The organism is Marinomonas balearica (genome assembly GCF_004362145.1).
In the GTDB taxonomy this organism is placed as follows: Bacteria; Pseudomonadota; Gammaproteobacteria; order Pseudomonadales; family Marinomonadaceae; genus Marinomonas; species Marinomonas balearica.
In genome coordinates, this window is the sequence record NZ_SNXC01000009.1 from 423,823 (window position 1) to 440,610 (window position 16,788).

Annotated in this window: 11 protein-coding genes and 6 tRNA genes; 9 read left to right on the plus strand and 8 right to left on the minus strand. The window is 43.6% G+C overall.

Features of this window, described 5'->3' with window-relative positions; translation table 11 throughout:
• Positions 1–5: 5 nt before the first annotated feature.
• The 7 genes from DFP79_RS03590 (at position 6) to DFP79_RS03620 (ending at position 1,339) form a co-directional block, all read left to right on the plus strand.
• Positions 6–81: transfer RNA gene (locus DFP79_RS03590), tRNA-Val, on the plus strand.
• A 48-nt stretch (positions 82–129) separates the two neighbouring features.
• Positions 130–206, plus strand: a tRNA-Asp gene (locus DFP79_RS03595).
• Between the two features lie 45 nt (positions 207–251).
• Positions 252–327: transfer RNA gene (locus DFP79_RS03600), tRNA-Val, on the plus strand.
• Between the two features lie 48 nt (positions 328–375).
• A tRNA-Asp gene (locus tag DFP79_RS03605) sits at positions 376–452 on the plus strand.
• A gap of 48 nt (positions 453–500) precedes the next feature.
• Positions 501–576, plus strand: a tRNA-Val gene (locus DFP79_RS03610).
• A 284-nt stretch (positions 577–860) separates the two neighbouring features.
• Positions 861–937: transfer RNA gene (locus tag DFP79_RS03615), tRNA-Asp, on the plus strand.
• Positions 938–1,093: 156 nt separating this feature from the next.
• Positions 1,094–1,339, plus strand: a complete 246-nt coding sequence (locus tag DFP79_RS03620; RefSeq protein WP_133502573.1) for a hypothetical protein — start codon at positions 1,094–1,096, stop codon at positions 1,337–1,339.
• Positions 1,340–1,452: 113 nt separating this feature from the next.
• On the opposite strand, the gene DFP79_RS03625 is transcribed toward DFP79_RS03620, so the two are convergent.
• The 8 genes from DFP79_RS03625 to DFP79_RS03660 form a co-directional block, all read right to left on the minus strand.
• Complete coding sequence (locus DFP79_RS03625; protein WP_133502574.1) at positions 1,453–2,757, minus strand: OmpP1/FadL family transporter; 1,305 nt, start codon at positions 2,755–2,757, stop codon at positions 1,453–1,455.
• Between the two features lie 20 nt (positions 2,758–2,777).
• Positions 2,778–5,105 (minus strand): hypothetical protein, encoded by a 2,328-nt coding sequence (locus tag DFP79_RS03630; RefSeq protein ID WP_166637629.1) that lies wholly within the window; start codon positions 5,103–5,105, stop codon positions 2,778–2,780.
• Positions 5,106–5,349: 244 nt separating this feature from the next.
• Complete coding sequence (locus tag DFP79_RS03635; protein ID WP_133502576.1) at positions 5,350–7,617, minus strand: putative bifunctional diguanylate cyclase/phosphodiesterase; 2,268 nt, start codon at positions 7,615–7,617, stop codon at positions 5,350–5,352.
• 102 nt (positions 7,618–7,719) lie between these two features.
• Positions 7,720–8,871 (minus strand): DUF1513 domain-containing protein, encoded by a 1,152-nt coding sequence (locus DFP79_RS03640; protein ID WP_133502577.1) that lies wholly within the window; start codon positions 8,869–8,871, stop codon positions 7,720–7,722.
• Between the two features lie 5 nt (positions 8,872–8,876).
• Positions 8,877–9,956: an imelysin family protein gene (locus DFP79_RS03645; RefSeq protein WP_133502578.1), complete on the minus strand. Its 1,080-nt coding sequence runs from the start codon at positions 9,954–9,956 to the stop codon at positions 8,877–8,879.
• A gap of 2 nt (positions 9,957–9,958) precedes the next feature.
• On the minus strand, positions 9,959–11,344 hold the full coding sequence (locus DFP79_RS03650) for a di-heme oxidoreductase family protein (RefSeq protein WP_133502579.1): 1,386 nt from the start codon (positions 11,342–11,344) through the stop codon (positions 9,959–9,961).
• Between the two features lie 154 nt (positions 11,345–11,498).
• Positions 11,499–12,794 (minus strand): imelysin family protein, encoded by a 1,296-nt coding sequence (locus DFP79_RS03655; RefSeq protein WP_133502580.1) that lies wholly within the window; start codon positions 12,792–12,794, stop codon positions 11,499–11,501.
• Positions 12,795–12,962: 168 nt separating this feature from the next.
• A complete protein-coding gene (locus DFP79_RS03660) occupies positions 12,963–13,532 on the minus strand; it encodes a hypothetical protein (RefSeq protein WP_133502581.1) in 570 nt (189 codons plus the stop codon).
• 413 nt (positions 13,533–13,945) lie between these two features.
• On the opposite strand from DFP79_RS03660, the gene DFP79_RS03665 reads away from it, so the two are divergent.
• On the plus strand, positions 13,946–15,136 hold the full coding sequence (locus DFP79_RS03665) for a BaiN/RdsA family NAD(P)/FAD-dependent oxidoreductase (protein ID WP_133502582.1): 1,191 nt from the start codon (positions 13,946–13,948) through the stop codon (positions 15,134–15,136).
• 474 nt (positions 15,137–15,610) lie between these two features.
• Positions 15,611–16,636 (plus strand): YaaC family protein, encoded by a 1,026-nt coding sequence (locus DFP79_RS03670; protein ID WP_133502583.1) that lies wholly within the window; start codon positions 15,611–15,613, stop codon positions 16,634–16,636.
• Positions 16,637–16,788 lie beyond the last annotated feature (152 nt).

Here is a 16,788-nt window from a genome sequence, read left to right on the forward strand (position 1 = left end):
AAAGCGGGTGTGTAGCTCAGTTGGGAGAGCGTCGCCCTTACAAGGCGAATGTCGGGAGTTCGAACCTCTCCACACCCACCACTTATTTAACAGTGGACTTACGAAGGTAAGTAAAAGTTAAAGAGGTATGGAGCGGTAGTTCAGTTGGTTAGAATACCTGCCTGTCACGCAGGGGGTCGCGGGTTCGAGTCCCGTCCGTTCCGCCATCTTCCTTAGAGGATGTAAAACGCAAAGCTAGAAATAGCTAAAGCGGGTGTGTAGCTCAGTTGGGAGAGCGTCGCCCTTACAAGGCGAATGTCGGGAGTTCGAACCTCTCCACACCCACCACTTATTTAACAGTGGACTTACGAAGGTAAGTAAAAGTTAAAGAGATATGGAGCGGTAGTTCAGTTGGTTAGAATACCTGCCTGTCACGCAGGGGGTCGCGGGTTCGAGTCCCGTCCGTTCCGCCATCTTCTTCCTCAGAAGGTGGATACGCAAAAGCTAGCGATAGCTTAAGCGGGTGTGTAGCTCAGTTGGGAGAGCGTCGCCCTTACAAGGCGAATGTCGGGAGTTCGAACCTCTCCACACCCACCATTCTTTATTCCTGATATAACCTTTCTTGTTTAATTCTTTATACTAATTAATCCTCTCTCATTCTCTGTGCATATTATTTGTATGTAATCTCTATCTCTATCTCTATCTCTATCTCTATCTCTATCTCTATCTCTATCTAAGTGATTTATTTATCTGAAACAGGAAATAAATCGGTATAAGTTGTTGATATTAATATTTTTATATCTATAATGCCTATCATCTTTTGAACGCAGTTCTTAAGGTATAATGGTTTATATAGCGTGTTCTAAATAAGCTATAGAAATGGAGCGGTAGTTCAGTTGGTTAGAATACCTGCCTGTCACGCAGGGGGTCGCGGGTTCGAGTCCCGTCCGTTCCGCCATTTCTTTTTATATTCTTCAAATATACCTACTTTTATTTTCATACAGTGTCCGATTGGCGCCTGCTGTGATTAATTCAATATTTTTTCATTTTGAACTGTCTAATCCCTCCCAATTATGTGATTTAATAAGTTAGATTTTCTTTACGGTATGGCTATATGAAGTTGCTTAAAAAATGCGGTGTGGTTGTGATTGTTACGAGCCTGAGTGTGTCAGCGTACGCAGGCGACTCCTGCACGCCAAAGCTGATGAAATACGTTGAAACGCTAACGAATAACACAAATAATCAGTATGTTTCTCAGAAGCAAAGAGAGACCTCTCAAAATCTATTGAATAAAATTGCTAGATTAAAATCTGATAAGCGCAACAGTGATTGTGCTGTGTTTGATAAAATGTTTCCTTGATGCAGGCGCTGGGCTTTTAAGTCGAAGTGAATCCATCAAAAATAAAAAAACGCTCGCCTTTTCAGCAAAGACGAGCGTTTTTTATTGTTTGGAAATTTAGAGCTTTTAGTAGATTAGAATGTCTTATTGACAGCTAACGAGAATACTTGTGCTGTTGTGTCATAGTCCGCATTAAGCTTTCCTCTGGCGCTATCTTCGGCCAGTGATCCGTCTCGCATGACATTGACCTTTTCGATTTCTACATAAGTGTATGCAAATGACATATTGAGTGTGTCTGAGAAGTTATATGTCCCACCTAGAGAATACCATTCACGGTCGCCGTCAGGCGTTCGAGCAGAGCGGTATTGATCAGAAGAAGGTGAGTTGTCCTGTGCGTAGCCAATGCGCATGGTGAGATTGTCAGTAAAATTATACGCTAAGCCTGTTGAATAAAACCATGTGTCGTCAAAGCCAAAGGTAAGTACAGAATCTTCTTGTTTGTTGCCGTCTTCACCGACATCAAAGTGGATTCTAAGCTCTGGCATCGAGCTCCAACCTGTTTTTATAGCTGAGGCGCCAAGAGTTAACTTGTCTGTTATATCTTGTTCTAGACTGATGGTTAGTAGATCTGGAAGCGTATTTTCAGAATAAATATAGGCATTATCGACACCATTAGCGGTCAATATTGTTCCCACATCATTGTAGGTAACGTTGCCTTCTATTGTTACATCGACCTCACTCCGATAGCCAACGCCAAATCGAGTGCCATCAAATGGAGTAACAATGAAGCCGATCGCGTAACCAGCACCTATGTCATCTCCTTCAATTGACCCGTAGCCATCACCGTCTCCTGTACCACCAGAAAGATCACTAACGGCTGCATCCAATTTTAAAGAAGCGCTGTGAAGCTGGAAACTTGCGCCAACTGAAAGCCACGACGTAGCATTGGCTGCAATCGAGAATGCGAGAGCGATGTCCTGAACAGAGGTTTCAGCTGAGTGATATCGTCCAGCCCAGTCATTCTTATAATCTCCCGCTAGTCCAAACGGAACATTTAAGGAAACACCGGTTACGATGTTGTTGCTGACCGGAATGGCCAAGTAGAACGACGGAATGTAGGATTCACCAATCACATCGCCGGATTCGCCGCTTATTTCATTGCCACCTGCATCTGAAGCAGAATTGACTGTGACATTCATATCAGGCACGACTGCAGCGCCTGAAAGAAATAAAGTTGTTTCTTTTGCGTTGGTTAATAGTGCAGGGTTCCAGAAACTAAACGAGATGTCTTCACGGCTTGCAGCTGCGCCTGCTAGGGCGTTGCCTGATGCCGTTGCACTGTGATCGTTTAATGCGAAGCCGGCTGCGATGGCTTGTTGGCTACTGATGAAAAGCGTTGCAGAAAGACAAGCGATCACGGATTTTTTAAAATTAAACATAAAGGATCCTCATATTTTTATTATTCCACAACATTTGAGTTTGTGATCGACAGTGTTGTTCCGCCTGTTGCCAGAAAGGTTGTCATCTGAGTTTGCATTTCTGTTGTCGCTGCCGCTGCTTGTCCTGTGGTTACTCCGGATTCTTCGGAGCTGCTCAATAAAGAACCGTGTTTACCGACTAAGAAGTTAGTGTAGGTATGAAGCCCTGATGAATTCATTGTACTTTGTGATGATTTTGTTAGATTGAGAGCGTTGATCCAAGGTGTGGTGCCACCCAGCGGAAACCCATTGCTTGAGATTGAGTTAGGGATGGTTTGGTCACTTAAATTGACGCCATTCCCTATAACTTGCATCGCCAAAATGGGAGTGGTGGTTATTTTAGAAGCCCATACCAATGAATCGCCCGCATCTAGAACCGTTTGCGCCCCGTTAGCAAACCCTTTTAGAAAGGAGTCATAGCCTAACGTTATCATAGTGTTAAATTTTGCCTTAGCTTGTGCTTGTGCGGCTGTCAGTGTGGTCGTAGTTTGAGCAGCAGCTGCCGCTGTCGCTTGTAAGGTAACCGCATTTGTTGGTGTGTAACCAAAGGCTGAAGCGATCGCGCGAGCAAAACCTGTAGTACTTGTAAGAGATGACTTAACAAGGCTTCCAAAACTGTTCGAGTAGCCCATAATAGGCGCGGTTTGTGAGCCGCCTACATTTAATACGGCAGCACTGTAGTTGTAATTGTCATCAGTACTTTTATCGTCGTAGCTTTCTGCCATTCCCAATACTTGGGTGGCGACAATCGAGCCAAGCGATAGGCCGATCAGGCCAGTTGTAGTATCGGAGCTGGATCCTCCATACGTGCTAAGGTCTGTATTGGCTAGTGCATACTTTAATGCAAGCTGATCGCTTGCTGCTTGGCGCAAATTATCCCGAGCGGTTAGTAAGCTTGATAGGTTGCCAAATACAGCGGCATTTCCGTTTATATACTTGGTGCTGCCATAACTCGATGAAGTCGCTGTGACTTCATATTCTCCGTCACTGTTTTTACCATACGAACGGCTACCATGTAATGGATGATCGATCATGACAGTAATAAACCCGGCTTTTGCAAGCGGGCCAGCAACTAAGAGCCCAGTTTCTTTAATGCCTGTAATGCCGTGAACAAACTGCGCGACTTTCATCGAAGTGAGAGAGAGGCTGGTTCGCAATGTGGCGTTAGGAACGGCCAATAAAACAGAGACTTGCCCAGGAGTTAGTCCAGTAACTGGCGTGGGGGCAATGGGAATAGGTGAGCTTTCCCAAGGGGCTTGATTGCTGCTATTTAACCAGTTGCCACAAAGAGAGCTGAAATTACAAGTTAAACTTGTGTTGACACTAGGCAATCCCGGGTAGGGTAAATAGTAGGGAAGAGTAAGAGTTGCCGTGTAAATATCGATATTATCGAGCAATGTAGCCGTATCACTACCGTCTTCAAAGGTAGCATCAAAGCCATTCATAAGTGCGGTTCTAAGTGTGTAACCGGCGCTGGTTATGCTGGATATTGAGGTCGTCGTCTTGATATCGTCCATTACCGCTTGAGCTACTGCATCTACATTTTGTGTGGTAAACGTTGCGGAGTACATAATATCGGAGATTTCAATACTACCTAATGCAGAAACTAATGTATTTGTACCTGCTAATAGAGAGTTGATGGCGACTTCGGTAGATGACCCTTGACCTGTTGACGTGCTATAGGTGTTGAAGGCAGTAGATCGGGTGACTGATTGACCAAGATTGTCTTTTACTTTGTTTGTTACAGCGAGAAAATATCCGGTATTGCTTTCAAATGCTTTTAGCGGTGTTACAACGATGCCGTCGTCAGAGACATCGGTTGAGAAATCAGTGCCGTAGCTGAGGTTAGAAATACCTGAAGTGCTGCAAGTGCTGGTTATTACAGATGTACCAGTAGGGCACTTAAAGAGTAAGACTGCACCGCTTTGTTGTACGCTGCTCATGTCCAATGACGTATTAAATTTCTTCTGATCGGGCAATTCAACTTTTATTGTAAAAGGTTGTCCAATGCCCCACCCGTCTAATTGAGCAGTGGCTACATAGACGTCGGCACTGTCATTGTTCGCTCTTTGTAGGCGGCCAACGGTAGTAGAAGAGGTGTCTGTATCGTATAGAAGATCGTTGGGAGTCGAAATTACCGCAGAGCTTCCTGCTGGCGTGAACGAAATAATCGGGCTATCAACATTCTGCGCTGACGCAGGCTGTGCTGTACTCGATACACTGTCGCTGTCGACAGCATCCGCAATGTCATTACAAGCAGATAGCACAAACGTGCTGGTCACGAGCGCCGTGAGCATTGTCTTTTTCATTATAATCTCTCTTTTTATTTTTATACTGCGTTGCTTAGTTGAGATTAGAGATATTACATTAATGTATCTCATAAGAACGATTTTATGCTCATGCAGTATAGGAATAAAACAATATTTTTGCATTTACAATATAGAGCGTTTTTACTATCAAATAACGTTATTAAATGTAGTAAAAATCAGTAATGCGTTGTCTATATGTAGGGTATTTTTGATTGGATTGTCGCGTAGTTACTTTATTAATCCCTTAGTAAACCATCCTTAGTTCTTTCGCTTTTTCGTGGCTGTTATCGGTCCACTCCTCAATAGGAGAAGGCTTTCCGAAGTAATAGCCCTGAAGCGTGTCACATCCTAGTGCTGTAAGCAATGTTGCTTGTTCTTTCGTTTCGATCCCTTCTGCAATCACCTTCATATTGAGTGATTTGGCTAAGGTAATAGTCGATTTAACGATGTCTATATGGCGAATATCATCAGGCAAGGGGGAAACAAAGCGACGGTCGATTTTGAGAATATTCGCAGGGATGTCGACAAGTTGGCCAAGAGAGGCCTGACCAGTACCAAAGTCGTCTATTGCGATTGAGTAGCCGTAGCTTGATAAGGCTCTTAATCGCTTATGAATGAGAGGGTTGGTCATAACAGGGCTTGTTTCCGTAATCTCCAGCTCTAGCATATCTCCAAGCCATGGGTGTTCGGCCGTGAGCGACATAAGCAACGCAAAAAATGCGTCGTTCATTAATTCTTGTCCTGCAAGGTTAAACGCCACAGGTGTTCGAATGTGTTCATCATGCCATTGAGCTAAGATCGATACAATTTCGCGAAGGAGGTTCTCAGCAAGTTTTGGAAGTAACCCAAGGTCTTCGGCAATTCGAATGAACACAACAGGAGAAACAAAACTGCCGTCGTCAGTACGCCAGCGAGCAAGTGCTTCAAATGAACGAATCTGTCCGTCGGAGTGCACCTGTGGTTGCAACCATAAATCGATCTCTTTGTTCTGAATCGCTTGAACAAGCTTTAATCCAATTTGATGTTCCTCCATCAAATTGTGCTCTAATTCTTTATCGTAGTAGGCGATTCGGTCGGCGCTCGTCGAGTATTCAAGTGCCATTTCACAGTGTTCTAAAAGCTCTTCTGCTGTCGCTCCATCATTGTTTAGATAAACGACCCCGACTTGGTAATCCATGTTCAGCTGATGGCCATCAATTCTAAGTTGTCCGGGTAATGCTGAATTGATCAAAGTAGACAGGTTTCTCTGAATCAAATAGGTCTGCCCGAGCGGCAAGAAACAGGCGAATTTAACGCCGCGTAAACGCGCTAAAATGGTCTGATCTGACAAACGAGATTTTAACGATTTAGAGAAGTTTAAAATAATTCGATTGGATTTGTCCTTGCCATATTGCTTATTCAATAGCTTGAATTGGCTTATTTTAATGATCGCTACAGCACCAGTGAAATGACTGTTTTGTGCTTTTAATCGCTCGTCAACCAACTTACTAAAGTAAAAGTGGTTAGGCAGTGAGGTTAATAAGTCCAGTTGAGATAAACGAGAGTTGGTTTGCTGCGTACTTTCCAGCTCTTGTGTTAATGCTTTTAAATGGGTGGTGTTTTGTAAATGAAGAACGTAGTGCCCGTGGTTGGTGAGCTGAGATCGATGTACTTCGACCGACATCTTGCTGTTGCTTTTTAATAGGCATTCAGAAGCGTTGCTCTGCCAGAAAAAGCGGTTTACTGAATCGCTAATGGGTTTTAGCCACTTGTCAATCGATGTACCTTCTAGCCGTTTCTTGCTGTTTGAATTTAAAAGATCGCTGGCTTGCTTGTTTAACCTAAGGATTCGACCGCGCTTATCACAGAGTAATGTCGGTGTGCCTGTGTGTTCAAAAATTTCTTCATAAAGCAAATTGTTGCGGTTTAAACGGCTGTACATCTTTTGCATGTGCTTTGCATTGACTTCAAGTGCATGTAAAACACGTGAGACAGCTAGAGGGAGCGTTACGTTCAGTATGCCAAATACGAGAATGTTTAGAAGAATGGCTACCTCAAACGGCAAAGTAACCAGATTGTCGTTAAGAAGGTCGATTGAATAGATGAGTGTGCCGATATTCAACAAACTTGCAACGAGAGCAAGTCGGAAACTGAAAAATAGTCGAATGATCAGTGGCAAGGAATACAGCGAAACGATGCCAAATTTAAATGCAACGACTTCATTTTCTTCTAATAAGAAAGACAAACCCGTGGCAAAGAGTAGTAAACAATAGCCACCTGCAGCGATTTGCGTTTTAGACCGGCTTAGATACAACAATACCAAAAGCACTCCAAAGGCAAGAGTGCTCGATACGGCATAGCAAAGTGACTCACTTAAGTCGCAGTATAGCCAGCTTTGTACACTAAGCCCTGCAAAAATAAGTGTCGTAAACGATAAAAAAATACGTAAAGCACTTTTCTCGAATGCGCTATTAATGCTTTGCAAGGACTGGTTATTCACCAAAAAAAAGCGTTTTAGATACTCGACAAACATTTATATACAGCTAATTCAAAAAAACAGCGTCTTCCTAAAAGGAAGGTGAAACTTACCATATCGAAAAAAATGCTGTGTGACTATCAATATTCAGCAATTTTTTCAGCTAAAGCGACGTGGATTAATTTTTTCTAAGTGGTTATCCCAAGAAATTCCAACATGTTGATTTATTTGGTAAATATTAGACTTTATCGGGTCGGAAATCCATTGTTTTCCTGTTCCACCGGTTAACATTAATACACCTGGTCGGTCTGTTTGGCTCACACCACACACATCGCGGCAATTATCGGCACCTAAAAATGAATGATCTTGCATATTCCAGTAAGCAACTAGGCCACCGCGCGGTGAACTAACGGCTAAGATTTGACCCGATTTATCAAAGCAAACACTGCCACAATATTGCTTGAATCTAAGGCGTATTTGCTCAGGCATTGGGAGGTATTCAATCGAGCTGCTATTCAAATTTGAGATACCAACCAATGGAACTTCATCCCATTTTTCACCCTTATACTGAAAGCCAAGCGCAACCACTCCTTGAGCGTTAACATCCAAATGTCGAATACTCAGTTGATGTTTGCCTTTTCCGTTATCGACCGAATGGACAACAGAGCCTGTATCCAGAGATAGGTAAGTGACATTGGGTGCCATCGTTTCTAAATTTAATATGTCTCTATCGTGATCTGGGTGTGTTTTTAGTCCACCATTTGCGATAACGAGCGTGTTCTCATCCATCAAAACGGATTCATGAGGACCAATACCATTACTGTCGTATTCCGCAATCACCTCAGCATCAGGCCAGCTTCGAATAACAATCCGGCCTTTACCGCTGGTGTAATGGTTTTCCTGTGAGATGAGTCTGTCGCCAGTCTTGTTGAAAATCGCGTGACCATAAAAGTGATGATCTTTTAAAGGCGCGATTCTCTTAAGACGTTCTCCAGATGTCAGCTCAAAAAAGTCCATATAGTATCCTGGCCTGCGGGCGATAATACCCACAATGCTGTGAACAGGATGAACAACGGGTGCATGTGCACGGTTAAGCAATTTACTTTCCCAAAGCATTTTGCCCTGAGCGTCGAACACGCCAAGATAATAGGAGCGCTCTAAGGTCTTATCTTGGCGACTGAATGCTGAGACGTATAGCTCGCTGCCTTGAGTCATCGATGCAAAAGCCGTTTGCCAAGTTGGCAACGCAGCGATACTCAATGCTCCGCCTTTTAACAGACAGCTTTTAAGAAAATCACGTCGATCAAGCATCGTGCTTAGTCTCCGTCACGACTGTTAAAACCAATTTGGAAACCCAAATTAGTGACGACTTTCGTGAGTAGCTTTTGAGACTGAGAGATGGAAGCGACCAGAGGACGGGCTAACTCAACTTTCTGCTCCTGAGAAAGCGTCTTAGAAAAGTATTGGCTCGGTAGATCATTAACTAATTCTTGGTTTTTTATAAGCTGTTCGTCTAACGCGTTGGCGTTTTCTGGATTTTGTTCGAGCGCAACGGCAAAAAGCGATGGGTTTCCGGAGTGATATAGCGCTTGGTAAGACTCCAAATTAGTGCGCATGGAGTCAAGTGACAAACTGCTGCGATAAAACTCGGCAAATTTAGGCTTAGCTTTGCCTTTATAACCAATCGGTGTTTCCAACTTAGCGTCTTTTACAACGGACATGTGTTCCAGCCATTGTTGGATAACTTGTTCCATGGCTAATTTTTCGGCGCTTTCAGAGCTGCCTTCTTCTAGATAAACCCAATCGGATACCGTGCTGTTCGTCCATTGGGTATACACAGATTGAGTTGTTTCAGCATGGTGCTGAGCAATGGACTTCAACAAATGACAATCAGCAGGCTTCGCAACCGGATCAAAATCTTTTCGGTACAAAAGGGATTCAATTGCCGTTAGACCGCGTACAGCGATACTGGCAGATTTCCAGAATTTCGGTTGATCCATCGAATCCGGATCTTTTTTCAACGAACGCAATTGGCGTTGTGTTACGCCTTTTTTATCGGGCCAATATTGAAAGGCGTAATACCGCATAAAATACGTAACAGGGCCAAAGTTTAGCCATTGTATCTTTTGCCAATCATCGACATTTTTAGCAAAAAGGTCTTTGCTTGTTGAAAGTGCGGTGCTAGAAGGCGAAAGACACAAAGCATCGATGCTTTTCGAGAGCTTTTCGCCGCTGTTTGAAAATGCTTGATAGCTGGGAAGAATTTGCCCGTCTTTGACACCAGCAAGGGTTGATTTCCAATCTTGGGCGTAGACGGAGGTGCTTAGAACAAGTGAGGCCGTCATCGAGGCTTTAAGAATATAGGATTGCATGTTTTTCTGTTGACTAAAACGCATCGTTACAACGACTCCAAAAACTTCATGAATAGATCTCTATTGGCTTTGCTAAGTGCTTTATAAGCATTTTTATGAGGCTCGGCCTCGCCTCCATGCCACAAAATGGCTTCTTCAATCGTCGCTGCTCGACCATCATGAAGAAAGCCTTTTCGTCCCGATACCGCTTCGGATAACCCTATCCCCCATAAAGGCGCAGTACGCCATTCTTGAGGCTCAGCGTTGAAAACGGGAAACTCATTTGCTAATTCTCTTCCCATGTCATGTAAGAGTAAATCCGTAAATGGGTAAAAACGACGATTTTTTAGCGCATCGTATTTCACATTTGAGCCAGAGGTCATTTTTGGTGTGTGGCAACTAGCGCAGGCCAATTTATCGAAAATAGCTTTACCCTCAATAAACCAAGGTTCCTGCAAATTTCTCATCGCGGGTGGGCGAGAAAGCGCTACAAACTCATCGACCCGATCTGATTGGAAGTGCCCAACTTCCAAGTCCTCAATATGCGCAGTATTGCCATTCGGAGCTTGAATGCACTTCAATTGTTTGGAAGTGCAATCGCCCGAAGGCTTAGGAAAAAGTGGAGTGGATAACCCAAGATCACCGTTAAAAGCAGACTGATTTTGGTGTGATAGATCGGAAACGTGGGCTTTGTGTCCAAATCGGCCTATTACACGACGCCCATTTTCATACACCCAATTGGCTTTCCCACTGATGCCATCGTTGTCTCGGTCGTCAGCGTCTTCATTGGCCAAAATGGTCTCAGGATCAATCGCATCGATGAGGCCCATACCCACGAGAGGTGGCGTCACACGTAATGAAATCCCCGTAGTGGGTTGAAACTCACCGTAGTGCTTCGCGCCCCATTCTATAGACGGCTTTTTGAGGGTGACTTGAGAACCATCTTTAAAGGTTTCAACTTTCGTTTCCCAATGGATCGTATAATCACCCTCCGAAGGAACCGAAGACGAACCAAGTTGTTGGAACTGACGTCCATATGTTTCATCTCCCATGATCTCAGTCAACGGGCTTGTCTTATTGCCCAATCGAACAAAAAACGAAGGCACTTCAGAACCCAATTGCCCTTCTTGTGGAGCATGGCCTCGGCCGCCGTTCATATGGCAACTGTGGCAAGAACGCGCATTAAAGATCGGCCCCAATCCATCGCTGGCAGTAGTAGAAGAGGGGGAGGGTACCCAAAAGCGCTCAAATATACTTCGACCTAATTCAAAATCTAACTTTTCTTCCGCTGAAAGCCCACTAAGAGGAGTGGTATAGGACATCTTATCAGCAACGGCTTGAATGGAAATCGAAGAAAGCACAACGCTTACCGCAATTGTGCATTGTCTAAAGTGAAACAAGCTGTTTAAGGAGCCAGAAAATCGATCGTGCATCTAACAATTCACTTAATTATGGAACACAGTAGTGGTGTCATGAATAACATAACACATCTCTAAAACGACAAAACCGCGAGCCAGACATTTATCTAACCCCGCGGTTTTAATTAGGAAAACGACGTTATCCACGTTTTCCTATAGCGTAAGTATCTTATTCAAAAACAGCGCTTGGGTTATCCAAGCTATCGGAACCTTCAAGAGAAATATCTTGTAGACCCAATGTTTGAATAATGTCTTCAGTGACACGAGTTTCCACAACCAATTGATCAACGAAAGTTTGAACCAAAGCATTACCTGCCTCGTTGTTCATCGCAATCAACACATCAAAGGTTTGACCTTGTGCTGCTGCGTCTGTCATTGCTTTACCAGCAGCGTCAGTTTTCATAAGCTGAGCTTGCATCTTAGCATCAAGCGCCGCATCTTTATTCGCTACAAGGTTAGAAAGAGAAGGGCCTTCTACCCAAGAACCGTCTACGCGTTGGTATTTGCCCAAGTAAACGTTTTGAATGCCTTTAGCATCGTAGTAATGTGACCAGTGCGTGTTATCAGAAAAACAATCGTGCTCTTCTTCTGGATCATGCAGCATAAGACCAAGTTTAGTACGCTCACCGCCTAATTCACCGTACGCCAAGCTACCCATGCCTGTTAGCATTGTTGCTAGACCGCCATCAGTACCTTTATCTGCAAGCTCGACACGAGCGGCGCCGCCAACTTTCCAGTTACCTGCCATTTCTTCAAGATCAGAAACAAGCAAATCAGTCGCTGCTTTTAGGTAATCACGGCGACGATCACAATTGCCGTTTGTGCAATTTGCTAAATCGTAGTCTGTCGCTTTACGTTCACCCGCTCCAGGGTTCGTACCGTGAAGATCTTGACCCCAAAGAAGAAACTCAATCGCGTGGTAACCGCTGGCTACGTTAGCTTCAACGCCGTCAGCTTCTTGAAGAACATCGCTGATCAAAGAAGGTGTAATGTAAGTTGTGTTTACTTTTTCACCGCCAATCATCAATGTTTTGTTGGCAATAACGTTTGCCGAGTAGAGATCGTTAACGTCAGATTCAGTGCCGTAAGCTTCTGTATCAACATAATCGATAAGACCTTCGTCTAGAGGCCAAGCGTTTACCTTGCCTTCCCAATCGTCAACGATGGCATTACCAAAACGGTAAACTTCACTTTGTTGGTATGGAGCACGAGACGCGATCCAAGCGTCTTTCGCCTTTTGAAGATTGGCTTCGCTAGGATCAAGAAGAAAAGCATTTACTTCAGATTGTAACGTCTTCGCGGTCGTTAAAGAGTCACCATAAATGGCTTCAGCGATATTGGCGTATTGAGTTACAACAGATTCAGCACTTACTGCTTTTGAAGAATCAGTAAGAGATTGGCTTCCACATGCTGTTAGTAAGGCACCCGCAATACATGCAGCAACCGGAGTAATTAGCTTTTTCATAGTACTTATCGCGCTCCATAGACTAAATTGTTTAGCCATAGTATTAAAAATGAAAACGATTATCAATAAATTAACGTTTTCAATTTCGCACTAATTGTTAAGAAATGAAATTACTCATAAATATTATTTATCTCTCCGGTTACATAGAGGGTGTTCCGCTACAAAGTCCTATAAACACTGGTTGTTAAAACTGCTCATCGCATTTTGTGGAAGCGAGTAATCACACGCTGCACCGCGCATCTTGTTTTGCTTTTCCCAAGAAATTGAAACCGATTCAGGTGTGCTTGCGCTGTAACCGGGAATGAAGCGATACGCAGCCAAGACCTCTATTTTGCTGTTTGGGCCAACTTCAACACTTTGGCCAATGAGACGTTGGCGTGTATTAGGATCGTAAAGAGAATAGTCCGTAGTGTATTCTTCCGCGCCACTTTCATGGGCAAAAGTAAGCCAAATTTTACGGTAGGTTATGACTTCGTTTGTAGGGTTTTCAAACACCAGCTTCGTAAAGATTTTTTGAGGGGAAGAAAGTGAAGCGCTGGCTTTCACAAATCCAACCTGCTGTGCGCTCTGCCAAGGGAAGGAATTACCAAACGAAATGCTCTTCAAAGAAATGCTCTCAGTCGCCACTTGTGTACGACCAAATTTTATTAAATCTTTTATCGGCGCATACAGCGCAGCAATAAGAGCAATAAGAAGAAGAGATGTTTTCACTTTGGGTAATTGGATAGAGCCAGTCATTGCAAACCTCACCTACAAAATATAAATACTGTTTGGATATACAGTACTGTAGCTTTATACAGTACTATTTGGCAACCAATTTGTTCATAATTTCTACAAAATTTTTTCTATCGATCTGTGTCAATAAGTAAAAATAAAAAATAAAAAATCCCTTGATTTAATTTAGTGCGCTGAAAAATAAAGAAAAAACAGAGATTCCCACAATTTTTTTCACTGCTTTTGTGGAAATGTAATAGAGAGGAAAAATTGTGCACATCTAACGTTATTTTACAGAGGTCAAATGTATTTAAAGCTCTGTTTAACTTAATAAAGTAGACGGGGTTCTGTTACTTTTGGATGGATTTTAGTCGTGTTTCAATTACTTTATCCGCGCTAATCTATATAATGCCGCCTTAATTAAAATTGGGGGTTATGTGGAAAAGTTTGATGTTGTGATCATAGGGGCTGGTGCGTCTGGACTATTTTGTGCGACTAACGCAGCGTATCGAGGAAGAAAAGTACTCATCCTTGATCATGCCAATAAAGCCGGTAAAAAAATTCTCATGTCTGGTGGAGGGCGTTGCAACTTTACCAATATGGATGCTTCCCCCAAACATTTCTTGTGCAACAACCCACATTTTTGTATCTCTGCATTAAAGCGCTATACCCCCAGTGATTTTGTTGAATTGGTAGACCGACACGCGCTCGACTATGTTGAAAAAACACCGGGACAACTGTTCTGTAAAGACTCAGCAAAAGACCTATTAAGCATCTTATTAACGGAACTGGAATGGTCTGGTGCAGATCTACGATTGAATACCAGCGTAAAGTCAATTGACTGGCAAGAGCAGGGTGCAAAGCTCACCATTAATCAGAACAACACGCAGTCAGAAATACAATGCGAATCGCTCGTTATCGCGACCGGTGGTTTGTCGATTCCCTCAATGGGTGCGACAGGGTTCGGTTACGAGATTGCCAAGCAAGTCGGGCACAGTGTCTACCCAACACGAGCAAGCTTAGTGCCGATCACCGCGCAACCTGATCGCAAGGCGCAATTGGCTGAATTGTCCGGTGTCGCATGCGACATTGAAGCAACCGCAGGTGGAGCCGTCTTTAAAGAGCCGATGCTTTTTACGCACCGAGGAGTTAGCGGCCCCGCTATATTGCAAATCACCAACTTCTGGCAACCGGGCGAACCGCTGAAAATTCACATCGCGCCTGAACTCACGCTAGAATCACTGGTTAAAACGCGTGAAGAGCAACCCAAAAAGACCGTCGAAAACTACCTCGCGAACGAGCTGCCCAAACGCCTAGTTGAACTCATGGGAAGCGAGCTTACATGGCTTAGCCAAAAGTTCGCACAAGTCTCCAACGAACAGCTAGAGAGCCTCGTGAATTATTTATCAAACTTCGATGTTGCGCCCAACGGCACCGAAGGCTACCGCACCGCAGAAGTGACCCTAGGAGGCGTCGATACCAACGAAGTGTCCTCGAAAACCTTCGAATCACAAAAACAAAAAGGACTCTACTTCATTGGCGAAGTCCTCGATGTGACCGGATGGCTAGGCGGCTACAACTTCCAATGGGCGTGGTCGAGTGGCTTTGCGGCAGCGCAGTTTGTTTAGAGTCAGTCGAGCGTAAACATTACTTTGACTAAAAAAGTCTCAGACTCCTTCCCCTTACCAAGGGGAAGGTTAGGATGGGGTTAATTACTTTCCTAAACCTACATAACTTGCTCTGCAAACGATCTTACCTCCAATCGTCACTACATTCTCCATAGCGAAACCCACACCTCAACCTAAAAACACGTCAAACGGAACAGGTCACTTTTACTACTGGTTAGGCTTGCCAATCACCTGTGATCTGGGTAAAACTACTAAGATGGACGATAAAAAAACGCACAGAAAAGAGTCTTTTTAGCCTGATTTAGGGGCTAGAGCACTCAAATATACACCGCAAAGACACAGGGAGGTTGCATCATGAAAAAAGCAAATCCCCTATATAATACGCGGCAGTTCAACAGACGGTTATAACTGCGGCTGCGCCGCCGTATAGCCCTTAATTGTTAGCACCCCACAAAACAAAGCAGGGAGTAAAAGTTGGGATTCAGGGATATAAAACACAACAATATGGATCTTACGGTTCATAAGGCTATTACAGAGCCGCGTTTCAACGAAAAGACTGTACTGGTTACAAGTACGTGGGATTATGTCGATTTATGGTTGAAGAGAGCCGGAAAGCATGAGGCAAGGTTTTTCTGGAATCAAGCGCATAGTTTCTATGATGCGACCATGTTACTACCGAAAACCTCTGCGCCACTTACTGGCTACTATTGCTTTCTAAATGCCACTAAAGCACTACTGCTAACTAAAGGAGTTGCATTCAGTGATGAGCATGGCGTTTCTGGATATACCATTGGAACACAAACATCTCTAAGCAATGAAAAGGTGAAGTTTAAGCGTGGAGGGATACTCCCGGCTTTATGTCAGCATTTAGGTGAGCCATCGGATGAAGAGATTTATTCCCTAAAAGACCTTCTTTACAATATGCCGATCATTCATAGGGCATTTGATCTTACGTATAGTGCAGATCCTGAGCTTTTCATTCCAATTAAAAATCCAAAGATAGTACGCTCGGATACAACCCACGAAGCATGGTTTTGCGGGGAACTTACGGATAAATACGCAACTCGGCGTACTATAAATAAACTCTCTAATTTGTATGAGCAGGATTTGAGCGAAGAAGCTAAATTCATAGTTCGATCAACTGCCCGCTTTAATTGGCGCCCTAGTGACAGGACGGCTAGCCTAAATCGTTACAAAAACTATCATAAAAGATTACGCACAGACCTTCTCTATATTAATGGGCCTTCAAGGTTGTGGTATTTGAAACGGTCTGGAAATAATGATGGCATCATATTGAGGAATACCATGGCCTTGATGTTTGCTGCAATGCACAAACTTTCAGAGATGGCACGATATACCCCAGACGTTTTATCTAAGCATTTCGATTGTCAGCACAACTGGTTGCTATCAGAGTTTATAACATCTGCTCCAACTCAGTTTATTGATGAAATATCATCAGAGTTAACGGGTCATGAATTCATGATTCCCGGCAGGAATTAAAGTGCTAACAAGCACGTCAATCAGGACGCTCGCTAGCTAGCTCGCGTCTATTACGCGGGCGTTGGTATGACTCCCCACGTCAAGTAAAACGCAGAGGTTCAGGCCTAATTTAATAGGCTAAATTTTCACTTCAAAATAGATGAATGAACACG